This is a genomic window from Enterobacter nematophilus, assembly GCF_026344075.1.
Taxonomy (GTDB): Bacteria; Pseudomonadota; Gammaproteobacteria; order Enterobacterales; family Enterobacteriaceae; genus Enterobacter; species Enterobacter nematophilus.
The window spans coordinates 1,069,988-1,095,584 of record NZ_JAPKNE010000001.1 but is presented as its reverse complement, the minus strand read 5'-3'; the positions used below and the strand labels follow the sequence as shown (position 1 = coordinate 1,095,584).

26 protein-coding genes are annotated in these 25,597 nt (G+C 57.9%); 12 read left to right on the top strand and 14 right to left on the bottom strand.

The genetic code is table 11. The features are described 5' to 3' along the window. Window positions 1–44 precede the first annotated feature (44 nt). Genes iaaA through gsiD form a run of 5 tightly spaced genes read left to right on the top strand, consistent with a single transcriptional unit; the run spans window position 45 to window position 6,267 of the window. Window positions 45–983 (top strand): beta-aspartyl-peptidase, encoded by a 939-nt coding sequence (gene iaaA / locus OSH03_RS05205; RefSeq protein ID WP_061099689.1) that lies wholly within the window; start codon window positions 45–47, stop codon window positions 981–983. 11 nt (window positions 984–994) lie between these two features. Continuing rightward, a complete protein-coding gene (gsiA, locus tag OSH03_RS05200) occupies window positions 995–2,866 on the top strand; it encodes a glutathione ABC transporter ATP-binding protein GsiA (RefSeq protein WP_266178457.1) in 1,872 nt (623 codons plus the stop codon). 23 nt (window positions 2,867–2,889) lie between these two features. Then, window positions 2,890–4,428, top strand: a complete 1,539-nt coding sequence (gsiB, locus tag OSH03_RS05195; RefSeq protein ID WP_266178456.1) for a glutathione ABC transporter substrate-binding protein GsiB — start codon at window positions 2,890–2,892, stop codon at window positions 4,426–4,428. 5 nt (window positions 4,429–4,433) lie between these two features. Then, the gene (gene gsiC, locus OSH03_RS05190) at window positions 4,434–5,354 is read left to right on the top strand and encodes a glutathione ABC transporter permease GsiC (protein ID WP_061098770.1); all 921 of its coding nucleotides are present in this window, start codon (window positions 4,434–4,436) and stop codon (window positions 5,352–5,354) included. Window position 5,355: 1 nt separating this feature from the next. Then, on the top strand, window positions 5,356–6,267 hold the full coding sequence (gene gsiD / locus OSH03_RS05185; protein WP_061098769.1) for a glutathione ABC transporter permease GsiD: 912 nt from the start codon (window positions 5,356–5,358) through the stop codon (window positions 6,265–6,267). Between the two features lie 60 nt (window positions 6,268–6,327). On the opposite strand, the gene rimO is transcribed toward gsiD, so the two are convergent. After that, window positions 6,328–7,653, bottom strand: a complete 1,326-nt coding sequence (gene rimO, locus OSH03_RS05180) for a 30S ribosomal protein S12 methylthiotransferase RimO (RefSeq protein ID WP_061098768.1) — start codon at window positions 7,651–7,653, stop codon at window positions 6,328–6,330. 216 nt (window positions 7,654–7,869) lie between these two features. On the opposite strand from rimO, the gene bssR reads away from it, so the two are divergent. Continuing rightward, a complete protein-coding gene (gene bssR, locus OSH03_RS05175) occupies window positions 7,870–8,253 on the top strand; it encodes a biofilm formation regulator BssR (RefSeq protein ID WP_028012482.1) in 384 nt (127 codons plus the stop codon). A gap of 108 nt (window positions 8,254–8,361) precedes the next feature. Next, entirely contained in the window at window positions 8,362–9,480 is a 1,119-nt protein-coding gene (locus OSH03_RS05170; protein ID WP_266178455.1) for a PQQ-dependent sugar dehydrogenase, read from the top strand. Here OSH03_RS05170 and OSH03_RS05165 read toward each other — a convergent pair whose 3' ends face one another. Further along, on the bottom strand, window positions 9,481–10,107 hold the full coding sequence (locus OSH03_RS05165; protein WP_266178454.1) for a glutathione S-transferase family protein: 627 nt from the start codon (window positions 10,105–10,107) through the stop codon (window positions 9,481–9,483). 240 nt (window positions 10,108–10,347) lie between these two features. Here OSH03_RS05165 and dacC point away from each other — a divergent pair, with 240 nt between their 5' ends. After that, a complete protein-coding gene (dacC, locus tag OSH03_RS05160; RefSeq protein WP_266178453.1) occupies window positions 10,348–11,553 on the top strand; it encodes a serine-type D-Ala-D-Ala carboxypeptidase in 1,206 nt (401 codons plus the stop codon). A 61-nt stretch (window positions 11,554–11,614) separates the two neighbouring features. Here dacC and deoR read toward each other — a convergent pair whose 3' ends face one another. The 3 genes from deoR to OSH03_RS05145 form a co-directional block, all read right to left on the bottom strand. Beyond that, the gene (gene deoR / locus OSH03_RS05155; protein WP_266178452.1) at window positions 11,615–12,373 is read right to left on the bottom strand and encodes a DNA-binding transcriptional repressor DeoR; all 759 of its coding nucleotides are present in this window, start codon (window positions 12,371–12,373) and stop codon (window positions 11,615–11,617) included. Window positions 12,374–12,439: 66 nt separating this feature from the next. Further along, complete coding sequence (gene ybjG, locus OSH03_RS05150) at window positions 12,440–13,048, bottom strand: undecaprenyl-diphosphate phosphatase (RefSeq protein ID WP_151412793.1); 609 nt, start codon at window positions 13,046–13,048, stop codon at window positions 12,440–12,442. Between the two features lie 7 nt (window positions 13,049–13,055). Continuing rightward, window positions 13,056–13,784: a phosphatase PAP2 family protein gene (locus OSH03_RS05145; protein ID WP_266178451.1), complete on the bottom strand. Its 729-nt coding sequence runs from the start codon at window positions 13,782–13,784 to the stop codon at window positions 13,056–13,058. Between the two features lie 168 nt (window positions 13,785–13,952). Between OSH03_RS05145 and OSH03_RS05140 the strand changes: the two genes are divergently transcribed. Next, the gene (locus OSH03_RS05140; RefSeq protein WP_151412795.1) at window positions 13,953–15,185 is read left to right on the top strand and encodes an MFS transporter; all 1,233 of its coding nucleotides are present in this window, start codon (window positions 13,953–13,955) and stop codon (window positions 15,183–15,185) included. A gap of 55 nt (window positions 15,186–15,240) precedes the next feature. On the opposite strand, the gene OSH03_RS05135 is transcribed toward OSH03_RS05140, so the two are convergent. Both OSH03_RS05135 and OSH03_RS05130 read right to left on the bottom strand, forming a co-directional pair. Beyond that, window positions 15,241–16,053: a Cof-type HAD-IIB family hydrolase gene (locus tag OSH03_RS05135; protein ID WP_266178450.1), complete on the bottom strand. Its 813-nt coding sequence runs from the start codon at window positions 16,051–16,053 to the stop codon at window positions 15,241–15,243. Beyond that, on the bottom strand, window positions 16,043–17,257 hold the full coding sequence (locus OSH03_RS05130) for an MFS transporter (protein ID WP_266178449.1): 1,215 nt from the start codon (window positions 17,255–17,257) through the stop codon (window positions 16,043–16,045). Before OSH03_RS05130 ends, OSH03_RS05135 begins: the two co-directional genes overlap by 11 nt. Window positions 17,258–17,338: 81 nt before the next feature. Between OSH03_RS05130 and OSH03_RS05125 the strand changes: the two genes are divergently transcribed. Beyond that, entirely contained in the window at window positions 17,339–17,890 is a 552-nt protein-coding gene (locus tag OSH03_RS05125; protein WP_266178448.1) for a TetR/AcrR family transcriptional regulator, read from the top strand. A gap of 21 nt (window positions 17,891–17,911) precedes the next feature. Here OSH03_RS05125 and arsC read toward each other — a convergent pair whose 3' ends face one another. The 6 genes from arsC to OSH03_RS05095 all read right to left on the bottom strand — a co-directional run bounded on the left by arsC (window position 17,912) and on the right by OSH03_RS05095 (window position 23,718). Beyond that, window positions 17,912–18,343 (bottom strand): glutaredoxin-dependent arsenate reductase, encoded by a 432-nt coding sequence (gene arsC, locus OSH03_RS05120; RefSeq protein WP_266178447.1) that lies wholly within the window; start codon window positions 18,341–18,343, stop codon window positions 17,912–17,914. A 12-nt stretch (window positions 18,344–18,355) separates the two neighbouring features. Beyond that, window positions 18,356–19,645: an arsenic transporter gene (locus OSH03_RS05115; protein WP_266178446.1), complete on the bottom strand. Its 1,290-nt coding sequence runs from the start codon at window positions 19,643–19,645 to the stop codon at window positions 18,356–18,358. 40 nt (window positions 19,646–19,685) lie between these two features. Continuing rightward, window positions 19,686–20,006, bottom strand: coding sequence for a metalloregulator ArsR/SmtB family transcription factor (locus OSH03_RS05110; RefSeq protein ID WP_266178445.1), 321 nt, complete (start codon window positions 20,004–20,006; stop codon window positions 19,686–19,688). Window positions 20,007–20,140: 134 nt separating this feature from the next. Beyond that, entirely contained in the window at window positions 20,141–20,620 is a 480-nt protein-coding gene (locus tag OSH03_RS05105; protein WP_266178444.1) for an Hcp family type VI secretion system effector, read from the bottom strand. Window positions 20,621–20,840: 220 nt separating this feature from the next. Beyond that, window positions 20,841–21,548, bottom strand: a complete 708-nt coding sequence (locus OSH03_RS05100; RefSeq protein ID WP_266178443.1) for a hypothetical protein — start codon at window positions 21,546–21,548, stop codon at window positions 20,841–20,843. Window positions 21,549–22,032: 484 nt separating this feature from the next. Next, a complete protein-coding gene (locus OSH03_RS05095; protein WP_014169303.1) occupies window positions 22,033–23,718 on the bottom strand; it encodes an aspartate:alanine antiporter in 1,686 nt (561 codons plus the stop codon). Between the two features lie 279 nt (window positions 23,719–23,997). On the opposite strand from OSH03_RS05095, the gene OSH03_RS05090 reads away from it, so the two are divergent. Further along, on the top strand, window positions 23,998–24,366 hold the full coding sequence (locus OSH03_RS05090; protein ID WP_266178442.1) for an inner membrane protein YbjM: 369 nt from the start codon (window positions 23,998–24,000) through the stop codon (window positions 24,364–24,366). A gap of 30 nt (window positions 24,367–24,396) precedes the next feature. Here OSH03_RS05090 and OSH03_RS05085 read toward each other — a convergent pair whose 3' ends face one another. Further along, window positions 24,397–24,666: a GrxA family glutaredoxin gene (locus OSH03_RS05085; RefSeq protein WP_028012502.1), complete on the bottom strand. Its 270-nt coding sequence runs from the start codon at window positions 24,664–24,666 to the stop codon at window positions 24,397–24,399. 184 nt (window positions 24,667–24,850) lie between these two features. On the opposite strand from OSH03_RS05085, the gene nfsA reads away from it, so the two are divergent. Next, on the top strand, window positions 24,851–25,573 hold the full coding sequence (gene nfsA / locus OSH03_RS05080; protein ID WP_266178441.1) for a nitroreductase NfsA: 723 nt from the start codon (window positions 24,851–24,853) through the stop codon (window positions 25,571–25,573). Window positions 25,574–25,597: the final 24 nt, after the last annotated feature.

Sequence of the window (25,597 nt, the reverse complement as noted above, 5' to 3'; positions counted from 1 at the left end):
ATATTTATAGAAAAAGCCGCGAATCAGGCTAACGGGTGATGCGAATGGTTAATGCGGTAATCGCAATTCATGGCGGCGCAGGGGCAATCACCCGTGCACAGCTCAGTCCCGAGCAGGAAAAACGCTACATTGACGCGCTGTACGCCATTGTGGAAACGGGCCAGAAAATGCTGGAAGCGGGCGAGAGCGCGCTGGATGTGGTCACCGAGGCGGTGCGTCTGCTGGAAGAGTGTCCGCTCTTTAATGCCGGAATCGGTTCGGTCTTTACCCGGGATGAAACCCACGAGCTGGACGCCTGCGTGATGGACGGCGTCACCCTGAAGGCGGGCGCCGTGGCGGGCGTGAGCCATCTGCGAAATCCGGTGCTGGCGGCGCGTCTGGTGATGGAGGAGAGCCCGCACGTTCTGCTGGCGGGCGCCGGGGCGGAAAAATTTGCCTTTGAGCACGGAATGGAACCGGTATCGCCGGAGCTGTTTTCCACGGAAGAACGCTATCAGCAGCTGCTGGAAGCCCGTACGGCGGGCATGACGCAGCTTGACCATGCTGCGCCGCTGGATGAAACCACCAAAATGGGCACGGTCGGCGCGGTGGCGCTTGATAAAGCCGGCAACCTCGCGGCGGCCACGTCAACGGGCGGCATGACCAACAAGCTCCCCGGACGCGTCGGCGACAGCCCGCTGCCCGGCGCGGGCTGCTATGCCAATAACGCCACGGCGGCGGTGTCCTGTACCGGTACCGGGGAAGTGTTTATTCGCGCCCTCGCGGCCTACGATATCACCGCGCTGATGGATTACGGCGGTTTAAGCCTGAGCGAGGCCTGCGAGCGGGTGGTGATGGAAAAATTACCTGCCCTGGGCGGCGTCGGCGGGCTGATTGCGGTCGATCGTGAGGGCAACGTGGCCCTGCCGTTCAACAGCGAAGGGATGTATCGCGCCTGGGGTTACGCCGGTGATGAGCCGAGCACGGGCATCTATCGTGAATAAGGGGGCAGCACGTGCCGCACACTGAAGAACTGGACAACCGCGAGGTGCTGGCTGTCCATCAGCTGAATATTGCGTTTCAGGAAGAGCGGCAGTTCATCCCCGCAGTACAGAATTTATCGTTCTCGCTCAGGCGCGGCGAGACGCTGGCGATTGTCGGCGAGTCCGGTTCCGGTAAATCGGTCACCGCGCTGGCGCTGATGCGCCTGCTGGAACAGACGGGCGGGCAAATCAGCAGCGAGAAAATGCTCCTGCGCCGCCGTAACCGTCAGGTCATCGATTTAAACGAGCTAAGCGACGCGCAGATGCAGGGCGTGCGCGGGGCGGATATCGCGATGATCTTCCAGGAGCCGATGACCTCGCTCAACCCGGTTTTCCCGGTCGGGGAGCAAATTGCCGAATCCATCCGGCTGCATCAGGGGCTGAGCGGCGATGAGGCACTCAAAGAGGCCCGACGGATGCTGGAGCTGGTGCGCATTCCGGAGGCGCAGGCCATTCTGGGGCGCTACCCGCATCAGCTTTCCGGCGGCATGCGCCAGCGGGTGATGATTGCCATGGCGCTCTCATGCCGTCCGGCGGTGCTGATCGCCGATGAGCCGACGACGGCGCTGGACGTGACGATTCAGGCGCAGATCCTGCAGCTCATCAAAGTGCTGCAGCAGGAGATGGAGATGGGGGTGATTTTCATCACCCACGATATGGGCGTAGTGGCTGACATTGCCGATCGGGTGCTGGTGATGCACAAGGGCAATGCTGTGGAAACCGGTGCGGTCGAGCAGATTTTCCATGCCCCCGTGCATCCTTACACCAAAGCGCTGCTGGCGGCGGTGCCGCGCCTTGGGGCGATGAACGGCAGCGATTTGCCGCGCCGTTTTCCGCTGATTTCCCTGGAGGCGACAGAGCCGCAGGAGGATGAACGCGAGCAGGACACCGTGGTGCCGGGCAAACCGATACTTGAAGTGCGCAATCTGGTAACCCGCTTTCCGCTGCGCAGCGGAATTTTCAACCGCCTGAAGCGCGAAGTGCATGCGGTGGAAAACGTCAGTTTCGATCTCTGGCCGGGTGAAACGCTGGCGCTGGTAGGGGAGTCCGGCTGCGGGAAATCCACCACCGGGCGGGCGCTGCTCAGGCTCGTGGAGACGCAGGAGGGGACGATAACCTTTAATGGGGAACGTATCGACACCCTGCCGGATAATAAATTACAGGCGGTCCGCCGGGATATTCAGTTTATCTTCCAGGATCCGTATGCCTCTCTCGACCCGCGCCATACGGTAGGGTACTCAATTATGGAGCCGCTGCGGGTGCATAACCTGCTCGACGGCGAGGCGGCGCAGCGTCGCGTTGCCTGGCTGCTGGAGCGCGTTGGCCTGAAGCCGGAACACGCCTGGCGTTATCCACACGAGTTTTCCGGCGGGCAGCGGCAGCGTATCTGCATCGCCCGCGCGCTGGCGCTGAACCCGAAGGTGGTGATTGCCGATGAGTCCGTCTCGGCGCTGGATGTCTCGATCCGAGCGCAAATCATCAACCTGTTGCTGGATTTACAGCGGGATATGGGGATTGCCTTCCTGTTTATCTCGCACGATATGGCGGTGGTCGAGCGCATCAGCCACCGCGTGGCGGTGATGTTTATGGGGCAAATCGTGGAGATTGGCCCGCGAAGGGCGGTGTTCGAGAACCCGCAGCACCCTTACACCCGCAAGCTTATTGCGGCGGTCCCGGTTGCCGATCCCGCGCACCGCCACGGCCAGCGCGTGCTGCTGCAGGATGAGATGCCGAGCAACATACGTAAACGCGGTGAGGCCATGGAGCGCGTCACGCTGCGTGAGGTTGGTCCGGGCCACTTCGTGGCTCCCCCGCGCCAGGACAATGCCTTCTCACGGTTATAACTTACAACAGGCAGGAGAACACAATGGTTACATTTGTAGCGCGTAGATGGTTGTTAGCCGCGAGCGTGACGGCAGCCCTGGCCGCTGCCCCCGCGTTCGCCGCCAAAGATGTGGTGGTTGCCGTCGGCTCCAACTTCACCACGCTCGATCCGTACGACGCCAACGACACGCTCTCCCAGGCGGTGGCGAAATCGTTCTATCAGGGGCTGTTTGGCCTCGACAAAGAGATGAAGCTGAAAAACGTGCTGGCGGAGGGGTACACCGTTTCCGACGACGGGCTGGTTTATACCATCAAGCTCCGTTCCGGCGTGAAGTTCCAGGACGGGACAGATTTCAATGCGGAGGCGGTAAAGGTCAACCTCGACCGTGCCAGCAATCCTCAAAACAGCCTCAAGCGCTATAACCTGTATAAAAATATCGCCAGCACCGAGGTCGTCGACCCGGCGACGGTAAAAATCACCCTGAAAGAGCCATTCTCCGCGTTTATCAATATCCTGGCGCATCCGGCGACGGCGATGATCTCGCCCGCCGCGCTGAAAAAGTACGGTAAAGAGATCGGCTTCCACCCGGTGGGAACCGGGCCGTACGAGCTGCTCACCTGGAACCAGACCGATTTCGTGAAGGTGAAAAAATTCGCGGGATACTGGCAAAATGGGCTGCCGAAGCTGGACACCATCACCTGGCGCCCGGTGGTGGACAACAACACCCGCGCGGCGATGCTGCAAACCGGCGAGGCACAGTTTGCCTTCCCGATCCCGTACGAGCAGGCCGCGATATTGCAGAAAAACAGCAAGCTGGAGCTGGTTGCCAGCCCGTCTATCATGCAGCGTTACATCAGCATGAACGTCACGCAGAAGCCGTTCGATAACCCGAAGGTGCGTGAAGCCATCAACTACGCCATTAACCGTCAGGCGCTGGTGAAGGTTGCTTTTGCCGGCTATGCCACCCCGGCGACCGGCGTGCTGCCCCCGGCCATCGCCTATGCGCAAAGCTATCAGCCGTGGCCGTACGATCCGGCCAAAGCGCGCGAGCTGCTGAAAGAGGCGGGTTTCCCGAACGGCTTCAGCACCACGCTGTGGTCGTCGCATAATCACAGTACCGCCCAGAAGGTGCTGCAGTTCACCCAGCAGCAGCTGGCGCAGGTGGGAATTAAGGCGCAGGTCACCGCGATGGATGCCGGACAGCGTGCGGCAGAGGTTGAGGGGAAAGGGCAGAAAGAGAGCGGCGTGCGGATGTTCTACACCGGCTGGACGGCCTCGACCGGGGAAGCCGACTGGGCGCTATCGCCGCTGTTTGCTTCGCAGAACTGGCCGCCAACCCTGTTCAACACCGCGTTTTACAGCAATCCGCAGGTCGATAAAGACCTGGCCGATGCCCTGAAGACGACCAAACCGGAAGAAAAAGCCCGCCTCTACAAAGACGCGCAGGACATTATCTGGAAAGAGTCACCGTGGGTGCCGCTGGTGGTGGAGAAACTGGTCTCAGCCCATAACAAAGCGCTGACCGGGTTCTACATCATGCCGGACACCGGCTTTAGCTTTGACGATGCGGATCTAAAATAAACCTCATGCTGAATTATGTTTGTAAACGCCTGCTGGGGCTTATCCCGACGCTGCTGATAGTGGCGGTGCTGGTGTTTTTGTTTGTCCATATGCTGCCGGGCGATCCGGCGCGCCTGGTTGCAGGGCCAGAGGCGGATGCCACCGTCATTGAGCTGGTGCGTAAACAGCTGGGCCTCGACCAGCCGCTGTATATGCAGTTTCTGCACTATATGTGCAACGTTCTGCAGGGCGACTTTGGTATCTCAATGGTGTCGCGGCGTCCGGTGTCGGAGGAGATTGCCAGCCGCTTTATGCCGACGTTCTGGTTAACGATTGCCAGCATGGGCTGGGCGGTGGTGTTTGGGCTTGGCGCGGGGATTATTGCGGCCGTCTGGCGCAACCGCTGGCCGGACAAGCTCGGCATGGCGCTGGCGGTGACAGGCATCTCCTTCCCGGCGTTCGCGCTGGGGATGCTGCTGATGCAGATCTTCTCCGTCGAGCTGGGCTGGCTGCCGACCGTCGGGGCCGATACCTGGAAGCATTACATTCTGCCCTCCATGACGCTGGGCGCTGCCGTGTCGGCGGTGATGGCGCGCTTTACCCGCGCCTCGTTCGTGGACGTGCTGAGCGAAGATTATATCCGCACCGCGCGGGCGAAAGGGGTCAGCGAGAAGTGGGTCATTCTCAAGCATGGGTTCCGCAATGCGATGATCCCGGTGGTGACGATGATGGGGCTGCAGTTTGGTTTCCTGCTGGGTGGCTCTATCGTCGTGGAAAAGGTCTTCAACTGGCCGGGGCTGGGGCGCCTGCTGGTCGATTCCGTAGAGATGCGCGACTACCCGGTGATTCAGGCGGAAGTCCTGCTTTTCTCGCTGGAGTTTATTCTTATCAACTTAGTGGTGGACGTGCTCTACGCCGCCATTAACCCGGCCATCAGGTATAAGTAAGATGCGATTGTTGAACTGGCGGCGTCAGGCCGTTTTGAACGCGATGCCGGGGCTGAAACCGGAGCATGTCCGCACGCCGTGGTCCGAATTCTGGCGACGTTTTCGCCGTCAGCCGGTCGCGATGGCGGCGGGGCTGTTCGTGCTGGTGCTGATTGCGGTGGCGATCGTTGCGCCGTGGGTAGCGCCGTTTGATGCGGAAAACTACTTTGACTACGACCGCCTGAACGACGGCCCCTCAATGCTGCACTGGTTCGGCGTGGATTCACTCGGCCGCGATATCTTCAGCCGCGTGCTGGTGGGGGCGCAGATTTCTCTCGCCGCCGGGGTGGTCGCGGTGCTGATCGGCGCGGCTATTGGTACCGTGCTGGGGCTCGTCGCCGGGTATTACGAAGGCTGGTGGGACCGCATCATCATGCGCATCTGCGACGTGCTGTTTGCCTTTCCCGGCATTCTGCTGGCGATTGCCGTGGTGGCGATCATGGGGAGCGGTATGGCGAACGTGATTATCGCAGTGGCGGTCTTTTCGATTCCGGCATTCGCCCGTCTGGTGCGCGGCAACACGCTGGTGCTCAAGCAGCAGACGTTTATCGAGTCCGCCCGCAGCATGGGGGCCAGCGATGCTACCATCCTGTTCAGCCATATCCTGCCGGGGACTGTATCGTCCATCGTAGTCTATTTCACCATGCGTATCGGCGTGTCGATTATTTCGGCGGCGAGCCTGTCGTTTCTGGGGTTAGGGGCGCAGCCTCCGACGCCGGAGTGGGGCGCGATGCTGAACGAGGCGAGGGCGGATATGGTGATTGCGCCACACGTGGCGATCTTCCCGAGCCTGGCGATTTTCCTGACCGTGCTGGCGTTTAACCTGCTGGGGGACGGACTGCGCGATGCGCTGGATCCGAGGATTAAGGGGTAGTGCAGTGAAATGTGCCGGGTGGCGGCTACGCCTTACCCGGCCTACAACAGAGGGGTGAGATTAAACCCGGCTACCCCACAGGTCATATTCATCCGCGTTTTCAACCTTCACGCGAATAATATCACCCGGCTTAACGTTGGTTTCGCCGTTCAGGTACACCGCGCCGTCGATTTCGGGGGCATCCGCCATGCTGCGGCCAATCGCGCCTTCTTCGTCCACCTCGTCAACGATAACCATGATCTCACGGCCCACTTTCTCCTGCAGACGCTCGGCAGAGATCTGCTGCTGCAGCTGCATGAAACGGTTCCAGCGCTCTTCTTTCACCTCTTCCGGCACCTGATCCGCCAGCTCGTTGGCGGTTGCGCCTTCTACCGGGCTGTACTTGAAGCAGCCTACGCGGTCCAGGCGGGCTTCTTTCAGGAAGTCGAGCAGCATCTGGAAATCTTCTTCGGTTTCACCCGGGAAGCCGACGATGAAGGTGGAGCGCAGGGTCAGTTCCGGGCAGATCTCGCGCCACTGCTTGATGCGCGCCAGCTGGCGGTCAACGGAGCCAGGACGCTTCATCAGCTTGAGGATACGCGGGCTGGCGTGCTGCAGCGGGATATCCAGATACGGCAGGATTTTGCCTTCCGCCATCAGCGGGATCACGTCGTCAACGTGCGGGTAAGGGTAGACGTAGTGCAGTCGCGTCCAGATACCGAGCTTAGCCAGCTGCTCGCACAGGCCGACCATGCTGGTTTTCACCGGCTCGCCGTTGTGGAACCCGGAGCGGTGCTTGACGTCCACGCCGTAGGCCGAGGTATCCTGGGAAATCACCAGCAGCTCCTTCACGCCCGCATCGGCCAGACGTTTAGCTTCCGCCAGCACTTCGCCAATCGGACGGCTCACCAGATCGCCACGCATGGACGGGATGATGCAGAAGGTGCAGCGATGGTTGCAGCCTTCGGAAATTTTCAGGTAGGCGTAGTGACGCGGCGTCAGCTTCACGCCCTGTTCCGGCACCAGGCTCAGGAAGGGGTTGTGCTTTGGTTTTGGCACGTAGTGATGAACATGTTCCAGCACCTGCTCGTAGCTGTGCGGGCCGGTGATCTCCAGCACCTTCGGGTGCACTTCGCGGATTTGGTCCACTTTCGCGCCCAGGCAGCCGGTAACAATCACTTTGCCGTTTTCCGTCAGGGCTTCACCGATGGCTTCCAGTGACTCCTGCACCGCGCTGTCGATAAAGCCGCAGGTGTTAACGATCACCATATCGGCGTTGTCGTAGCTTGGCACCACGTCATAGCCTTCGGTGCGCAGTTCGGTCAGGATGCGTTCGGAATCCACCAGGTTTTTCGGGCAGCCCAGGGAGACGAAGCCGATTTTCGGCTGGTGCGTAACATTGCTCATAGGTTAAAAATTCATCAATTATGGAGTTATCAGGGCGGGATTTTACAGCGTATCGCGTGGGATTTATACACTCTTTGCAAGCCGGATGGGCCGGGTAGAGGTTGTAACATTGTAAATAATGTTAATCGGTTAAGAATAATTGATCTCAGGCATTAAACTGTACAAAAAATGAACTTATTCTGAATGTGCAACATGGCTGACAGAGGAGGAAATAGCATGTCCGTTGACAGACTGAAACGCGATCTGCTTAACAAGCTGATCAACGCCCGCATCGACCTGGCCGCCTATCTGCAGCTCAGGAAGGCAAAGGGCTATATGTCAGTCAGCGAAAGCGAACATCTGCGTGATAATCTGTTTGAACTGTGTAATTTCATGCGTGAAAAAGCACCGACCCTGAAGGCGGAATACGATGAATGCGAGCTGATGGCGCTGCGTCGCGCCGCTGAGGTGCTCTCCATTGCAGGGGTATGTTTGATGAACGGACGCCACGACTGCCCGAATTTTATCGCTGTTAACGCGGAGAAGCTTGAAAACTGCCTGACAACGCTCTCTCTTTGCATCATGTGTCTTAACAAGCACGAGACGCTTGCACAGCACTGAGTTCGGGGGGAGGCAACTCCCCCCATCTGATTAAGCTTTTGTAAAAGTGGTAACGCGCCCGGAGGTAATGGCTAATCTTTATGCCATATGCCGAAAAAGGAGCGCGTTATGCCTCGATCCTCGTTGATTTTCCTGCCTGCATTGTTCATTCCGTTTTCGCTTCTTGCTGCGCCAGAGGCGGTAAAGGTTGAGGTGCTGCAAAACCGACTCGATCACCCCTGGTCGATGGCGTTCCTGCCGGGCAACGATGGTTTACTGGTCACGCTTAAGGGCGGGCAGCTCAAGCGCTGGCAGGCCGGGAAAGGGCTTTCCGATCCCATTGTCGGCGTACCGAAGGTGTGGGCGAACGGCCAAGGAGGACTGCTGGACGTGGTGCTGGCACCGGATTTTGAAAAGTCGCGCCGCGTCTGGCTGAGCTACGCCGAAGCCGGGCATGACGGCAAGGCCGGAACGGCGGTGGGCTATGGCCGCCTGAGCGACGATCTTTCCCGCATCGAGGGATTCCAGGTGGTGTTCCGCCAGATGCCGAAACTCTCTACCGGTAACCATTTTGGTGGGCGACTGGTGTTCGACGGCAAAGGGTATCTCTTTATCGGACTCGGCGAGAACAACCAGCGCCCGACGGCGCAGGATCTGGACAAGCTGCAGGGTAAAGTGGTGCGCCTCACCGAAGACGGCAAAATCCCTGAGGATAACCCCTTTGTGAACACCTCCGGCGCGCGGCCTGAAATCTGGTCCTACGGCATTCGTAACCCGCAGGGGATGGCGATGAACCCGTGGAGCGACACGCTGTGGCTGAACGAGCATGGCCCGCGCGGCGGGGATGAAATCAACGTCCCGGAGAAGGGCAAAAATTACGGCTGGCCGCTGGCGACGCACGGCATCAACTACAGCGGGCTGAAAATTCCGGAAGCCAAAGGCGAGCACGTTGAGGGCGCAGAAAAGCCGCTGTTTGTCTGGAAAGTGTCGCCCGCGGTCAGCGGCATGGCGTTCTACAACAGCGACGTGTTCCCGCAGTGGAAAAACAAGCTGTTTATTGGGGCGCTGAAGGAAAAGGACGTGATCGTGCTGAGCGTGGACGGCAATAAGGTTACGGAGGACGGGCGGATCCTGGGCGATCGGGAGCAACGTATTCGCGACGTGCGGGTGGGGCCGGATGGCTATCTGTATGTCCTGACCGACGAAACGGACGGGCAGCTGTTAAAAGTCAGCCCGTCCGGTGCGTAATCAGGTAACCGGGATCATCACCACGTTACGGTACGCCGGGCGCTCGCTAAGCTGCTTAAGCCAGCGGTCAAGGTTAGGGCGCGGCGTCCATTTCAGACCGAGGTTAGTCAGGTTCCAGACGAACGGCGCTACGGCGATATCGCCCACGCCGAACGCCTCGCCGGAGAACCAGGCGTGCTTGGCCAGTTCGTCATCCATCATGGCAAACAGGTTTTCGCAGGCATCCTGCGCGGCATGAATAGCGGGGTAGTCGCGCTCGGCTTCAGGGGTTCTGACTAACCCCATCAGGATCACGCGGTGGGTGGGTGAAAGCGTCTGGTTCGCCCAGTCCATCCACTTCTCACCCTGCGCGCGCTGCGCCGGGTTTTCAACCCACAGTCGGCCAAGACCGTACTGGGCGGCGAGGTAACGCACAATGGTGTTGGACTCCCAAAGCGTCGCGTCTGTTTCGTCATCGCGCAGCAGCGGCACCATGCCGTTCGGGTTCATCGCCAGATAGTCGGCCTCTTTGTTCACGCCGAACGACATGCCAGCCATGATTTGGTTAAACGGTAAATCCAGTTCCTCCAGCGTCCAGAGCACTTTCTTAACGTTGGTCGAATTGTTTCTGCCCCACAGCGTAATCATATTTACTCCTGATGAGTGTGAATCCGGGTCGGCTTTTTGCCATGGTGAGATAAACCTAACAATTACGCAACAGAAGACAAAAAAATCGCCTGAATCAAAGCGTAAATGAATGTTATTGCATAAACTTTAATAACTTTACCCTCGTTGGGTTTCTTTAACCGTTTTAGTGCGCTATTACTCATCGCTTCTTGCGACACGGTGATGTGACGTAATTTTTGAATGGACACTCGGGTGGCATTTATGACGCGAAAAATGACTTCTCTGCGCAGCCTGGCGGCAGGCTCTGCGCTCCTTTTCCTGTTTGCACCAACACTCTACGCGGCTGAACAGGCTGCGCCCGAAGCGCCGCCTGTGGACGCGCGCGCCTGGATCCTGATGGACTATTCCAGCGGTAAGGTGCTGGCGGAAGGCAATGCGGATGAGAAACTCGATCCGGCCAGCCTGACCAAAATCATGACCAGCTATGTGGTCGGGCAGGCGTTAAAAGCGGGCAAGATCAAGCTGGACGATATGGTCACCATCGGGAAGGATGCCTGGGCGACCGGCAACCCGGCGCTGCGGGGCTCGTCGGTGATGTTCCTGAAGCCTGGCGATCAGGTCTCCGTCTCCGATCTGAACAAAGGGGTAATCATTCAGTCGGGAAATGATGCGTGCATCGCGTTGGCCGACTACGTTGCCGGCAGTCAGGATTCTTTCATTGGTTTGATGAATGGCTATGCGCAGAAGCTCGGCTTAACCAACACCACCTTCAAAACGGTTCACGGCCTGGATGCGCCGGGACAGTTCAGCACCGCGCGCGACATGGCGCTGCTGGGGAAAGCGCTGATCCACGACGTGCCGGATGAATACGCCATCCACAAAGAGAAAGAGTTTACCTTCAACAAAATTCGCCAGCCGAACCGCAACCGCCTGCTGTGGAGCAGCAACGTTAACGTGGACGGAATGAAGACCGGCACCACGGCGGGCGCGGGCTACAACCTGGTGGCCTCCGCGACGCAGGGCGACATGCGCCTGATCTCGGTGGTGCTGGGTACCAAAACCGACCGCATCCGCTTTAACGAATCAGAAAAACTCCTGACCTGGGGCTTCCGCTTTTTTGAAACCGTGACGCCGATTAAACCGGACGCCACGTTCGTCAGCCAGCGCGTCTGGTTTGGTGACAAGAGCGAGGTGAATCTGGGGGCGGGTGAGGCCGGTTCCGTGACCATTCCGCGCGGTCAGCTGAAGAACCTGAAGGCCAGCTTTACCCTGACCGAGCCGCAGCTCACCGCGCCGCTGAAAAAAGGCCAGGTGGTCGGGACGATTGATTTCCAGCTAAACGGCAAGTCGATTGAACAACGTCCGCTGATTGTGATGGAAGCGGTGGAAGAGGGAGGCTTCTTCAGCCGGATGTGGGATTTCGTGTTGATGAAATTCCATAGCTGGTTTGGCAGCTGGTTCAGTTAAACCGGTTTTTCCCTCTCCCAGTGGGAGAGGGCCGGGGTGAGGGCGTCAGGCCGCACCCCTCTTAATACATTAACTTCACCTGCTGCGCCTTTGCATGGGCCACAATCTCTTCGTCCGGGCGGCAATCGCTGACGATGGCGTCAAACTGCGCCAGCTCGCCCATTCTTGCCGAACGCACCTTGCCAAACTTACTGTGATCGACCACCAGCACATGGTACTGCGCGGCATTTAACGCCCAGTGCTTCACCGGCAGCTCCTCCAGATTAAAGCAGGTTGCACCCTGGCGGACGTTCACGCCTGCGGCGGAATAAAACGCGATGTCCGGGCATAAATTGCTGAGCGTGTCCTGCAGGTTAAGCGGCTTAAAGATGGCGTTGCTGGCGTGAAACTCGCCGCCGCAGAGGATCACCCGGCACTCGGGTTTCTCCTGAAGCGCCAGAAAGGTGTTCAGGGAGTAGCACACGGCAGTAAAGGGGATGGTGCTGTCGATGGCTTCGATAATCCACGGCGTGGTGGTGCCGCAGTCAAAAAACAGCGTCTGGTGTGGCTGGACCAGCGTGGCCGCAAGGCGCGCGGCTTTGCGCTTCTCTTCAACCAGCCGCGTCTTCTGATCGCTAATCAGATAATGGCTGGCGCTGCGCGGCTCAAGGACGATGTACCCGCCCAGCAGCACCACGGGGGCGCTGTCGCTGTTCAGATCGCGACGGATGGTCATTTCTGAGACGCCGAGGAGGTTGGCGGCTTCCTTCAGATGCAGCTTATCGCTGCGCTTCAGCGCCTGTAGCAGCTGAGCAATGCGGTCATCGCGTCGTGTTTCCATAGTTCCTCGGGATAAAAAAGTGAGCCCCCGCAGGGCGGGGGCTCAGTGTAACCTGTCCGGTTGGGGTTAGTCACGTATCCAGCCTTTGCGGATCGGGATGGCAAAAATGGCGCGATACAGCGAAGAGAGCCCCCGGTAGAGCGCTTCACCGAAGAGATTCCACAGGATAGCCGCGCTCACGCAGCCAATCAGCCCCACCAGGAAACCGCCGACCATATCCAGCGGCCAGTGGACGCCGAGATAGACGCGCGACCAGGCGATAGCCACAGCGACCACCATCAGCACTGCGCCGGACCACAGACGATGCCAGAACAGGAAAGCCAGCGCGAAGGTGAAGATAACCGTACCGTGATCGCTCGGGAAGGAGTCATCCGGCGCGTGGTGCAGGAAGGTGTAGCCAACGCGATCGACAAAAGGACGATCGTGCGGGAACGCGTGGCCGAGAATATAGCTGACCAGCACGCTTACCCCGAGCGCCATCGCGACTTTGATCACCAGCTGGCGCTGCGCCTTGACCTGGCTGCGGGGCCCCCACAGCCAGAGAATGGCTGCCAGCGCAGGCACGATGCTGATAAGGTCTTTCGCCAGAAAGGTGGCAAAATCAATCATCCACTCTGGCGAGGCCGGGGTGGCGTTGATCAGATAAAACAGCTGATAATTCAGATTCTCTAGCATAGCGTTATCACTCTTTTGCAAACCGGGTGGAAACCAGCCCGTAGACCGCCACCTGGGAAAACCAGACCCACCACCCGGCCCACAGGTTGTGAGAGAAAAAATGTGCCCCGCGCATCACCTGGCCGAAGCCCATCGCCAGGCCCAGAACCGCGCCAAGGACCACAAAGCTCCAGGCGAGACGCGGACGCTCGCGCCAGAAGGCAAAAAACAGCCCCATCACCATAAAGCCGCTGGAGGAATGACCTCCGGGGAAACAGCGCCCCGGGCCGCTGTCTGCCGGGACGGCGCTGAACAGGGGGTAAGACACGGCCTTACCGCCATATTCCACCAGATCCCACGGGCAGCTGTGGTGGCTGATGCTTTTCAGCACGCCGACCACCAGCGCGCCAAGCCCCATCAGCAGCGCAGCGGTGACCAGCCTTGCGTTACGTTTGTAAGCGCCGTAAAGCAGCGCCACGGCGCCTAAGGCGATCGCAATGTACTTCGCCAGACGATGGTTCAGCAGATCCAGCAGGTGGTCTTTCTGCAGCGGGAAAGTCTGCGTCGCCGCGTCATACCAAAAGCCGGTGATCCATCTGTCGAGCGCTTCATCGCGCGAAAGCCACGTAAACGCCACGGCAAGGGCTAACAGCGCTAAAAGCTGATAACCATAAAAGCGGGGCGGTAAGCGGTAAAGTCGTTTTGTCTTATTTGTCTGTAAGTTAGACAATTCTGAGCGGCGGGAGGTGAGTGCCATAATATGAGGTCGTTGACGAATAATCGGGCTATCATAAATCTGTCAACTTAAGGAAACCTTAAACGAAGACGATATGTGCTTTATTTCTGTTTATCCTCGATAAATCACTATCTCGGGCAGCGGCATTTCATTACACTCGTCGCGATTTTGTCATTATAAAGAGATTGCATGTTAAACCGTTCTACTTCTGGTTCACGTCTAGGTCGTCAGGCGTTGCTTTTCCCCCTGTGTCTGGTGCTCTACGAATTCTCTACCTATATCGGCAACGATATGATCCAGCCCGGTATGCTGGCCGTTGTGGAGCAGTACAACGCGGGAATTGAGTGGGTGCCGACCTCCATGACCGCCTACCTGGCCGGCGGCATGTTTTTACAGTGGCTGTTAGGCCCGCTGTCGGATCGTATTGGCCGCCGCCCGGTAATGCTGACGGGCGTGGTGTGGTTTATCGTCACCTGCCTCGCCACGCTGCTGGCGCAAAACATTGAACAATTTACCCTGCTGCGCTTCCTGCAGGGGGTGAGCCTGTGCTTTATCGGCGCCGTGGGGTATGCCGCCATTCAGGAGTCGTTTGAAGAGGCGGTGTGCATCAAAATTACCGCGCTGATGGCGAACGTGGCGCTGATCGCCCCCTTGCTCGGGCCGCTGGTGGGCGCCGCGTGGGTGCACGTTGCGCCGTGGGAAGGGATGTTTGTGCTGTTTGCCGTTCTCGCCGCCATCGCGTTCTTCGGCCTGCACCGGGCGATGCCGGAAACGGCTACCCGTCTGGGTGAAAAACTCTCGCTCAAAGAGCTGGGCCGGGATTACAAAGCAGTGCTGAAAAACGGCCGCTTTGTGGCGGGCGCGCTGGCGACCGGGTTCGTTAGCCTGCCGCTGCTGGCGTGGATCGCGCAGTCGCCGGTTATTATCATCAGCGGCGAACAGCTCAGCAGCTACGAGTACGGCCTGCTGCAGGTGCCGATCTTTGGCGCGCTGATAATCGGTAACCTGGTGCTGGCCCGTCTGACGTCTCGCCGCACCGTGCGTTCCCTGATTATCATGGGCGGCTGGCCGATTGCGGCAGGGCTGATTCTGGCGGCGGTAGCGACCGTCGCTTCATCCCACGCCTACCTGTGGATGACGGCGGGGCTGAGCATTTATGCCTTCGGGATTGGCGTGGCGAACGCGGGCCTGGTGCGCCTGACCCTGTTTGCGAGCGAGATGAGCAAAGGTACGGTCTCCGCGGCGATGGGCATGCTGCAGATGCTGATTTTTACCGTCGGTATCGAGGTGAGCAAGCACGCTTACGCGCTGGGCGGCAACGGTCTGTTCAGCCTGTTTAACCTCGCCAACGGCGCGCTGTGGGTTGGCCTGATGGTGGTGTTCCTGAAGGACAAACGCGTCGGAAACGCCCTGCAACCATAATCTTTTTTCCCTCTCCCCTTTGGGGAGAGGGTTAGGGTGAGGTCACCAGACGTTATCAATTAAACGGCGCCTCTCCCTCCAGCACCTTATCAATCACGTTTAAAACGCCTTCCTCGTTATTGTTCGGCGCTTCAAAGCGCGCCTCCGCCTTAATATGTGGCCTGGCATTCGCCATCGCAAAGCTGAACCCGGACTGACGCAGCATCTCCAGGTCGTTGCCGCTGTCGCCAAAGGCCACCACCTCGCTGTCTTCGATGCCCCAGCGCGCTTGCAGTATCCGCAGGCCGTTGGCTTTATGCACGCCGGGGATAATCAGGTCAATGCTGCCGTGACCGGTGGTGACGGGCACCATAATGTCACTCAGCTTTTCATGCAGCAGCGCCTGAATGCGCGGAATTTCGTCATCGGAAACGTTGAGTCCGAACTTGAAGAAGATGTCGTTCAGGCTGTCGAAATCCTGCACCCTTTCGAGGCGGTGGTAATATTTTGACGCGATATCAATGAAGGCATCGTCATAGGCCTTAAGCGTGTAGGCGCTGCCTTTCCCGCAGGCGATAATTTCAATGCCGGGAACATCGTTTAAGACGGTGGCCACGGTGGTGAAATGCGCTTTTGTCAGCTCGCCGTTGAACACGTCTTCCCCGGCATCGACCACCCAACCGCCGTTTTCGGCGACGAACGCAATTTCATGCGCAATTTCCGGGAAGAAGGAGATCAGCTGGTAATACTGGTTGCCGCTGGCGACCACGAAGCGAATGCCTTGCTCCTTCATGCGCGCATACTGCGCCAGAAAGCGCGGGCGGTTATAGGTTTTGGCATCATTCAGGAATGTGCCATCCATGTCGACGGCGATCAGTTTAACGCTCATATCCCTTCTCCATTGACGTTTGTTCCGTTTCCGGCTTTGCCACCGCGCGCGCCACCAGCGCCGCGATGATAACCAACCCTAACACCACCAGCATGGCGCTGCGCAGCCCGTAGTGCTCGCCGAGGAAGCCGAGCAGCGGCGGCCCGACCAGGAAGGCGAGGTAGCCCGTGGTTGCCACCACGCTGACGCGGGTCGGGGCATCCGGACCGGTGTCGCTGGCGGCTGAAATGGTCAGCGGGAAGCCGAGCGACGCGCCCAGTCCCCAGAGGATCACCGAGACCCCGGCAATCCAGTCCACGTCGACAAAGACGATCATCGCAATGCCCAGGCCGCCGAGCAGGGCGCTGGCGCGCACCACCGCCACGCGGCTGTAGCGGTCGATAAACCAGCCGCCGGTGAAGCGACCCACGGTCATCCCCAGCGTAAACCCGGCGTAAATCAGCGAGCCGGAGGTCGGGCTAAAGCCGTGACCGTCCACCATCAGCAGCGGCAGCCAGTCGTTGGCGGAACCTTCCGCGAAGGCCATCGCCAGCACCACCACGCCGATGAGCATCAGTTGGAAATCGCGGTAGAAGGGCAGCCCTTTTTCCGTCGAATGCTGTTCTTCAGCGGAATTCTTGCCGGTGCCGTTCGGGATCGCCCGGATGCCGGTCAGGATCGGAATGATGCACACCAGCGCCGCCAGCAGGATATGCAGGTTCGCGCTCACGCCAGTGGCCGTCAGCGCCATTCCCACGCCCGCGCCGGCGAGGGTGCCGAGGCTGTAAAAGCCGTGCATCATGGGCAGCACGGTTTTGTTCATCTCGCGCTCGACCGCTGCCCCTTCAACGTTAATTGCCACCTCTGCCGAGCCGAAGCTGCCGCCAAATACCGTCAGCCCCAGGGCAAACAGCACCGGCGAGGCAAACCACAGCGCCACGCTCAGCACCACCATTCCGAAGACCGCGAAGCACATGGTGGTGCGGATCACCGCCCGCGTGCCAAAGCGCTTCACCAGCCACGCGGAGCAGAGAATGCCGCTCATGGAGCCTATCGACAGGCCGAACAGCACGATGCCCATCTCCGCGGTGGAGACGGACAAAATATCGCGAATGGCGGGCGTACGCGTGGCCCAGGAGGCCATCAGCAGACCGGGAATAAAGAAGAACATAAACAGCGCCCACATGCGGAGCTGCAGGGCTTTACGGGGAGAGGTCAGCGTCATCGGGGTAGCACCAGAAGTACAACAGTAGCGACAACACTAGCAAGTTTGTGTACATTTGTACACAAACCACGTGAGGAATTTATGAGCAGACCACCGAACGATCCGCATCGCCGGGAGAAGATCCTGCAGGCAACGCTGGACACCATTGCCGAACACGGGATTCACGCCGTTACGCACCGTAAAATCGCCACCTGCGCGGGCGTGCCGCTGGGGTCGATGACCTACTATTTCGACGGCATGGAGCCGCTGCTGGAGGAGGCCTTCACGTGGTTTACCCGGCAGATGTCGCAGCAGTACCGGGATTTCTTCGCGGGCGTCACCGGCCCGGAAATGGCGTGTGAATCCATCACCACGCTGATCCACAGCTCGCAGGTGACCACGCCGCACAACATGGCGCTGATGTATCAGCTCTACGCCTTTATGCACCGCAGCGCGGCGCTTAAAACGGTGATGCAGGATTGGATGAAGATGAGCCAGACCACGCTGGAGCAGTGGTTCGACCCGGTCACCACCCGCGCGCTGGATGCGTTCATCGAAGGGATGACGCTGCACTATGTGACTGACCGGGCACCGTTAACCCGCAAAGAGATTCGGGCGATGGTGGGGAGAATTGCGGGCGAGGAAAACCCTTAGGCATCACTCGCCCTGCCTGTTTTACCTGCGTTCGATTTTTTTCCCGCTGGCGTCCACGACGGCTTCGCCATCCTCTTTCGTAAACGCTCCTTTCTGCGCGTCCGGCAGGATGTCGAGGACGACTTCAGACGGGCGGCACAGGCGGGTGCCCAGCGGCGTCACCACAATCGGACGGTTAATCAGGATCGGGTATTGGAGCATGAAGTCGATAAGCTGGTCGTCGGTGAAATTATCTTCGGCCAGACCGAGCTGTTCATACGGCTCCACGTTTTTGCGCAGCAGATCCCGCACCGAAATGCCCATATCGGCAATCAGGGTGGTCAGCCTATCGCGCGACGGCGGGGTTTCCAGATAGAGGATAATCTCCGGCTCCGCGCCGCTGTTGCGGATCATCTCCAGCGTATTGCGCGAGGTGCCGCATGCCGGGTTGTGATAAATGGTGATGTGGCTCATATCAGTGGCTCATTACAGTGTGAAGGAGAGACGTAGCGCCAGTGCGGCGAGCGTCACAAACAGGACCGGCAGCGTCATGATGATGCCCGTCCGGAAATAGTAGCCCCAGGTTATCGTCATATTTTTCTGCGCCAGCACGTGGAGCCAGAGCAGGGTGGCGAGGCTGCCGATAGGCGTGATTTTCGGCCCCAGATCGCAGCCAATCACGTTGGCGTAAATCATCGCGTCCTTGATCAATCCTGTTGCCGTGCTGCCCTCGATGGAGAGCGCGCCAATCAGCACCGTGGGCATATTGTTCATTATGGATGACAGGAACGCGGTGATGAACCCGGTCCCCAGCGTGGTGGCCCACAGCCCGTGTCCAGCCAGGCTATTCAGCACGCCTGTGAGAGAGTCCGTCAGCCCGGCATTACGCAGGCCATATACCACCAGATACATACCCAGCGAGAAGATAACAATTTGCCACGGTGCGCCGCGCAGCACTTTTCCGGTGTTTATTGCATGTCCCCGCTTTGCGACAGCAAATAAAATCAGCGCGCCGACGGTCGCGATGGCGCTGACCGGAATGCCGAGAGGTTCAAGCACAAAGAAGCCGACGAGCAGAAGCAGCAGCACGACCCAGCCCGTTCTGAACGTCGGGAGATCGTGAATGGCCCGCGCAGGCTCCTGAAGTTTCGCCAGATCATATTCCGGGGGAATTTCCTTGCGGAAGAAGAGGTGCAGCATCACCAGCGTTGCGGCAATCGCGGCGATATCAACGGGGACCATCACCGAGGCGTATTCGCTGAACCCCAGCTTAAAGAAGTCTGCCGACACGATGTTGACCAGGTTCGACACAATCAGCGGCAGGCTGGCGGTATCGGCGATAAAGCCTGCCGCCATCACAAACGCCAGCGTGGCCTGCTTGCTGAACCCCAGCGCCAGCAGCATGGCGATGACGATAGGCGTCAGGATTAGCGCCGCGCCGTCATTGGCAAACAGCGCCGCCACGGCTGCGCCCAGCAGCACGATATACGTAAACAGCAACCGCCCGCGACCGTTTCCCCAGCGGGCGACGTGCAGTGCCGCCCACTCGAAAAAGCCGGACTCATCCAGCAGCAGGCTGATGATGATGACGGCGATAAAGGTTGCCGTGGCGTTCCAGACGATATTCCAGACCACCGGAATATCGTTAATGTGAATCACGCCGCTGACCAGCGCCAGCGCGGCGCCGATGGTCGCGCTCCAGCCGATACTGAGCCCCTTGGGCTGCCAGATGACCAGTACCAGCGTAAACAGAAAAATTGCCCCTGCCAGAAACATCGCTTACTCCGTTATATCTGTTTTTGTGAATGTGTTTTGTTTAGCACGAACCCGGAAGCCGGTTTTTCAGCTTCATGCGCGTCTCTTCCCGCAGGCAGTTCCAGCTGGTGTCGATAACGGTTGCCGCCCAGGCCGGCATGTTGGGAGAGAGGCGGTAATGGACCCATTTCCCCTCGCGACGGTCAATAACCAGCCCGGACTCGCGCAGCAGAGCCATATGGCGTGAGACCTTCGGCTGTGGTTCGTTAGTGGCGGAGCAGAGATCGCAGACGCACAGCTCACCGGCTTCGCGGAGCAGCATGACGATGGCGAGCCGCGTTTCGTCGGAGAGGGTTTTGAAGAGCTGGAGCGGGTGGAGCATTTTGTTATCCTGAACGTCTTTTCTTATATTTGATAAATCATATATGTTTATGGCTGGAGAGAGAAGAGGGAAAAAGAAACTGCCCTCCTTGCACAGTTTCTTTTTATCTTCATACTTCCAGCGCTCTTCTTTGCTCAGGCACAGCAGCGATCATTCCATGTGTCACGGTAAATGATATTCCCCTCCGTGTACTTCCAGGAGATTGCTTCGTAACGCAATTCGAGCGTTTCAAGATGAGTGCTGCTTATCCCATTAGGGGTCAGGAAGGGGGCCACTGTCGTGAATTTAACGTTTTCCATCACAATATTGAAATATTCGGCCTCGATCCCGGACTCCAGAATGCGGTACATCTTAATGATTCCCTTCTTCATCACTCGTCCTTCGCACACGGCGCGGTAAAGAAGCGGGGTAGTCTGATCAAATTCTTTAACTATCGTAATAGGGCGATGGACGCGAGTGCCGGTGCGTTTGCCCCAGCTTGGATCAACAGGAATAGTTACACCGTGGGAGAACGATTTAAGCTCGATGGAACCGGGACGCGTGGGCATCGTGCAGCTACCAATAATCGGGGAGCCGTTCTCGTCTTCAAGCCATAGGTGTGCGGGGGTAGACATGTAATTTCCTATTAGTAAGCGTGAAGTATTGTTAGTCCTCAATGCCATATCCAGTAAGCCAGTCCCAGTATGACCAGGTAAAACAGGAGGATGAATCCCTGGCTAACCTCAGGGAAGTAAACGTCAAGGACATAGCCGAAAATGAACGTGAGGATAATGGGGACATAGGTCCAGAAGAAAAACTGAGCCTGAGATTTAAGCCAGCGTCTCAGAAAGCTCATCAGTGTCTACCCATTAGCTTCAGGATCGAGTCCGCAGCACCATAAGGGCTTTGGCTATCAGTCCATTGTTGGGTTAGCACGCCCGCTCGCATAAACGCAGGCTCCACCAGGAAATACATCATCTCCAGCTCCCGCAGATACAACGCTTGATAGTAGGCGGGATGCATCACCTGCAGGCGGCGAGCGCTGTCAGCGGCCTTTTGCACAACCCCGTATATCCCCAGCCCACCAATAGCCGCGCCCGTTAATCCTGAAACGACCTTTAACCCTGAAGGTGGAAGGGTCACATAGAGGCAAACAGTTGATGCGACGCCTGCAGAGAATGAATACGAGGTTAGCGTACTGGTAAATATGCAAACGTTAGCGCGCATTAGAGCGTGCTGTATAGCTGCTAATTCTGCCGGGGAATAGTCTTTAACCAGACCCTCAACGTACGTGTTGATTAGGTCAAAGATGATGTTCCAGCGAGAAACGAGGTGGAATATGCCCTTTCGGAAACGAGCATCCTCCAGTTTTTGTCTGGTGCATACATCATAATATTCATCGGTAAAGCAGGAGGTGTAGTACAGCAGGCGTTGGGCACCGGCACCTATATTACTCAGGTGGCTCTTTACCTCTTCACCTAAAGCGCGTACTGCCCGATCCAGCTTCATTGCCAGTATCTTTTGGCTCTGAAGCTGGCGGATGATCTCTTCAGAATGGTACATGCTTGCTGGCCTCGCACTTCAGCTCAATCGAGCGATCTTCTGCAGCAGCCTCTAAAACCGGCGTTGCCATTACTGAATTTGAAAACTGCATTCCTATCCCCTCCATAGTGTGTTTCTATCCACGCCAGATTATTCTCGACACTTGTATGGAAGTTCAAAGCAGATCATGTTTACGACAAGCAGGATCTTTTTCAGATTATGACTTGGTATTTTTTAACCAGAACAAAATCTTGCGTGAGCAAAAAGTGAAACAGATGAAGTCGATATCGCTATGTAAGGGAAGGTGCTGGAATAAGCAATTGATTTAAAGAATGGTAATTTTCAGGCAACAAAAAACCCATCAACCTTGAACCAAAACGGCGGGGTTGATGGGCTCCACAAATTGGGGACATCAAAGAAAAGCAGTGGCACTAGTTATGACTGCCCCCTGCTAAAAAAGTTCTGCGCGTAACAAAAATTTTTTCATTACGCGCAAACTTAGGAGTTATCCGAGTCCAGGCCAGATGATGATGATCAGCGTACCCGCCAGCGTCAGCAGCACGTTGGCGATAGCGTAGGTTCCAGCATACCCCAGCGCCGGGATGTTGCTGCGCGCGGTATCGCTGATGATTTCCATCGCCGGGGCGCAGGTACGGGCCCCCATCATTGCCCCGAACAGCAGGGCGCGGTTCATGCGCAGCACGTAGGCGCCGAACAGGAAGCAGATCACCACCGGCACCAGGCTGACGATAAGGCCGGACACCAGCATCTGCCAGCCGACGGCGCCCAGGCTGTGGCCGATGCCGCTGCCCGCGCTTAGGCCAACGCCCGCCATAAACACCATCAGACCGAACTCTTTCACCATGTTCAGCGCGCCCTGCGGAATATAGCCGAAGGTCGGGTGGTTGGCTCGCAGGAAGCCCAGCATGATCCCGGCGAACAGCAGCCCGGCGGCGTTACCGATGCCGAAGCTAAAGTTGCTGAACTGGAAGGTGATCATCCCGATCATCAGGCCAACAATGAAGAAGGCGCAGAAGGCCAGCAGGTCGGTGACCTGGCTGTGAATGGAGATAAAGCCGATGCGGTCGGCAACGGTTTTTACGCGTCGCGCGTCGCCGCTGACCTGCAGAACGTCGCCTTTGTTGAGCACGACGTTGTCGTCGATAGGCATCTCAATCTGGCTGCGGATCACGCGGTTGAGGAAGCAGCCGTGGTCGGTAAGCTTCAGCTGCGCCAGACGGCGGCCAACGGCGTTGTGGTTTTTCACCACGATCTCTTCGGTGACGATGCGCATGTCGAGCAGGTCGCGGTCGAACACCTCTTTGCCGTTACGGAAGCTCGGGTCGAGACGGGCGTGGGCGTCCGGGTAACCCACCAGCGCGATGTCGTCGCCCATCTGCAGCACCGCGTCGCCGTCCGGGTTCGCCAGAATGCCGTTGCGGCGGATACGTTCGATGTAACAGCCCGTCTGGCGGTAAATCCCCAGCTCGCGAAGATTTTTGCCGTCTGCCCATGCCACCAGCTCCGGCCCGACGCGATAGGCGCGGATCACCGGAAGATAGACTTTACGTTTGGAATCGGTATCCAGGCCGCGCTCGCGCGCGATTTGCTGGGCGCTGGTCTGCAGATCCTGGTGCTGCAGTTTTGGCAGGTAGCGCGCGCCAACGATCAGGCTCACCAGACCAATCAGATAGGTCAGGGCGTAGCCCAAGCTCAGGTGGTCGAGGGCGGTAGAGAGCTGCGCGCCCGCCATGCCGGAATGGCGCAGGGTGTCACCGGCGCCCACGAGCACGGGAGTGGAGGTCATGGAGCCAGCCAGCATACCGGCCGTAAGCCCGATGTCCCAGCCAAACAGTTTGCCCAGCCCCAACGCGATCAGCAGCGCGCTGCCGACCATCACCAGCGCCAGCATCAGATAATTTTTGCCGTCGCGGAAGAAAATTGAAAAAAAGTTAGGTCCCGCTTCTACGCCAACGCAAAAAATAAACAGCATAAAACCTAAGTTCAGCGCGTCCGTGTTAATGCTGAAGTGCTGCTGGCCTAATAATAAGGAGACGACTAAAACGCCAATGGAATTACCGAGTTGAACCGAACCCAGGCGCAATTTACCCAGGCAAAGACCCAGCGCCAGTACCACAAATAATAACAGGATGTAATTCCCATTTAACAAGTCTGCGACGTTTATATTCACGGAGGCTAACTTCTTGTTTACCAGTAAGTTGTTGAATGAAAGGACTTTTTGGGCTACTGTTTTCTGGGTCAGGGAAAGGCGTTAACGCCCCCTGTTTCCTGCTTTATTCCCTAAAACATTAGCTGGCGTGTAGTTTAATCGCATTAGCTACTGACAGCTACTGATTATCGCATCACCCTGTGCGTACTTTGGCATGGATTGCCGCACTGCTTTATCTGACTGGGCGTCTACCCGACGAATGTGTATTTGATAGAGATAAGTCAGGAGGATAGTTTGAATATGAAACGAAACTGGGCGGGGGTGATCAGCTGTTTTTTGCTGTTCACGGTCGTGTGTATGTCGCTCGCATTTAATGTGAAAGGCGCGTTCAGGTCGTCCGGGCATCCCGAGCTGGGGTTGCTCTTCTTCACGCTGCCGGGTGCCGCTGCCAGTTTTCTCTCCCGTAAAGGGGAGGTGGTGAAACCGCTTCTCGGTGCCATACTCGCAGCGCCGCTGTGTCTGCTCATGATGCGCCTGATGTATATCTCAACGCGGAGTTTCTGGCAGGAGCTGGCGTGGCTGCTGAGCGCCGTGTTCTGGTGCGCGCTTGGCGCGCTCTGCTACCTGTTTGTGCGCAGCCTTGTTAAGCATCGACGGCAGCGCAAATAAAAACGCCCTCACGGTGAGGGCGTCTCTTCATTACTGCTCGGCAAACAGGCCCAGATGCTCTTTAGCGTAGGCCTCAAAGTCGGTGCAACCGCCGATGTGTTTCTGATCGAGGAAGATCTGCGGCACGGTTTCAACCGGCTTACCGACGGTTTTTTCAAGGTCGGCTTTGGTGATGCCTTCCGCGTGGATGTCCACATAGCGGAAGTTGAAGTCATCGCGCTCTTCGGTCAGTTTCTCAGCCAGCTCTTTCGCGCGCACACAGTAAGGGCATCCTGGACGACCAAAAATTACTGCAAACATTTCTCTCTCCTCAAAAAACAAGCCTGACGGCGAATAGCACGTATAGTGCCCCATAACCCGCCGTCATTAAAGAAGGTTTCGCCTGTCGTTATAATATCTATGAGCTATGTTTCGCCAATTACACCGCGCACATCATTGCCTATACTGGCTGCCATACGTATTAAGCAAGACAAAGAGAGACAAGATGACGCCAACCATAGACCTGCTCCAGTCCCACCGCTCTATTCGCCACTTTACCGATGAGCCGATTACCGAGGCGCAGCGCGAAGCGATTATTAACAGCGCAAGAGCCACCTCCAGCTCCAGCTTTCTGCAGTGCAGCTCGATTATCCGCATTACCGATAAAGCCATGCGTGAACAGCTGGTGACGCTCACCGGCGGGCAGAAGCATGTGGCTCAGGCAGCCGAGTTCTGGGTGTTCTGCGCCGACTTTAACCGCCACCTGCAGATCTGCCCTGAGGCCGAGCTGGGGCTGGCGGAACAGCTGCTGCTGGGCGTGGTGGATACCGCGCTGATGGCGCAAAACGCCTTTACGGCCGCGGAGTCGCTGGGGTTAGGCGGCGTCTATATCGGCGGACTACGTAACAACATTCAAAGCGTGACCGATCTGCTGAAGCTGCCAAAACACGTGCTACCGCTGTTTGGCCTGTGCCTCGGCTGGCCGGCGGACAACCCGGATCTGAAGCCGCGCATTCCTGCCGCGATGCTGGTGCACGAAAACCACTACCAGCCGGTCGATCAGAACGTCCTGAATCACTATGACGAAGAGCTGGCCAACTACTACATGACGCGCGGCAGCAATAACCGTCGCGACACCTGGACGGACCATATTCGCCGCACCATCATTAAAGAAAACCGCCCGTTTATTCTTGAGTATCTGCACAAGCAGGGCTGGGCAACGCGATAGTCCATTTAACCTGCGCCTGCCTGC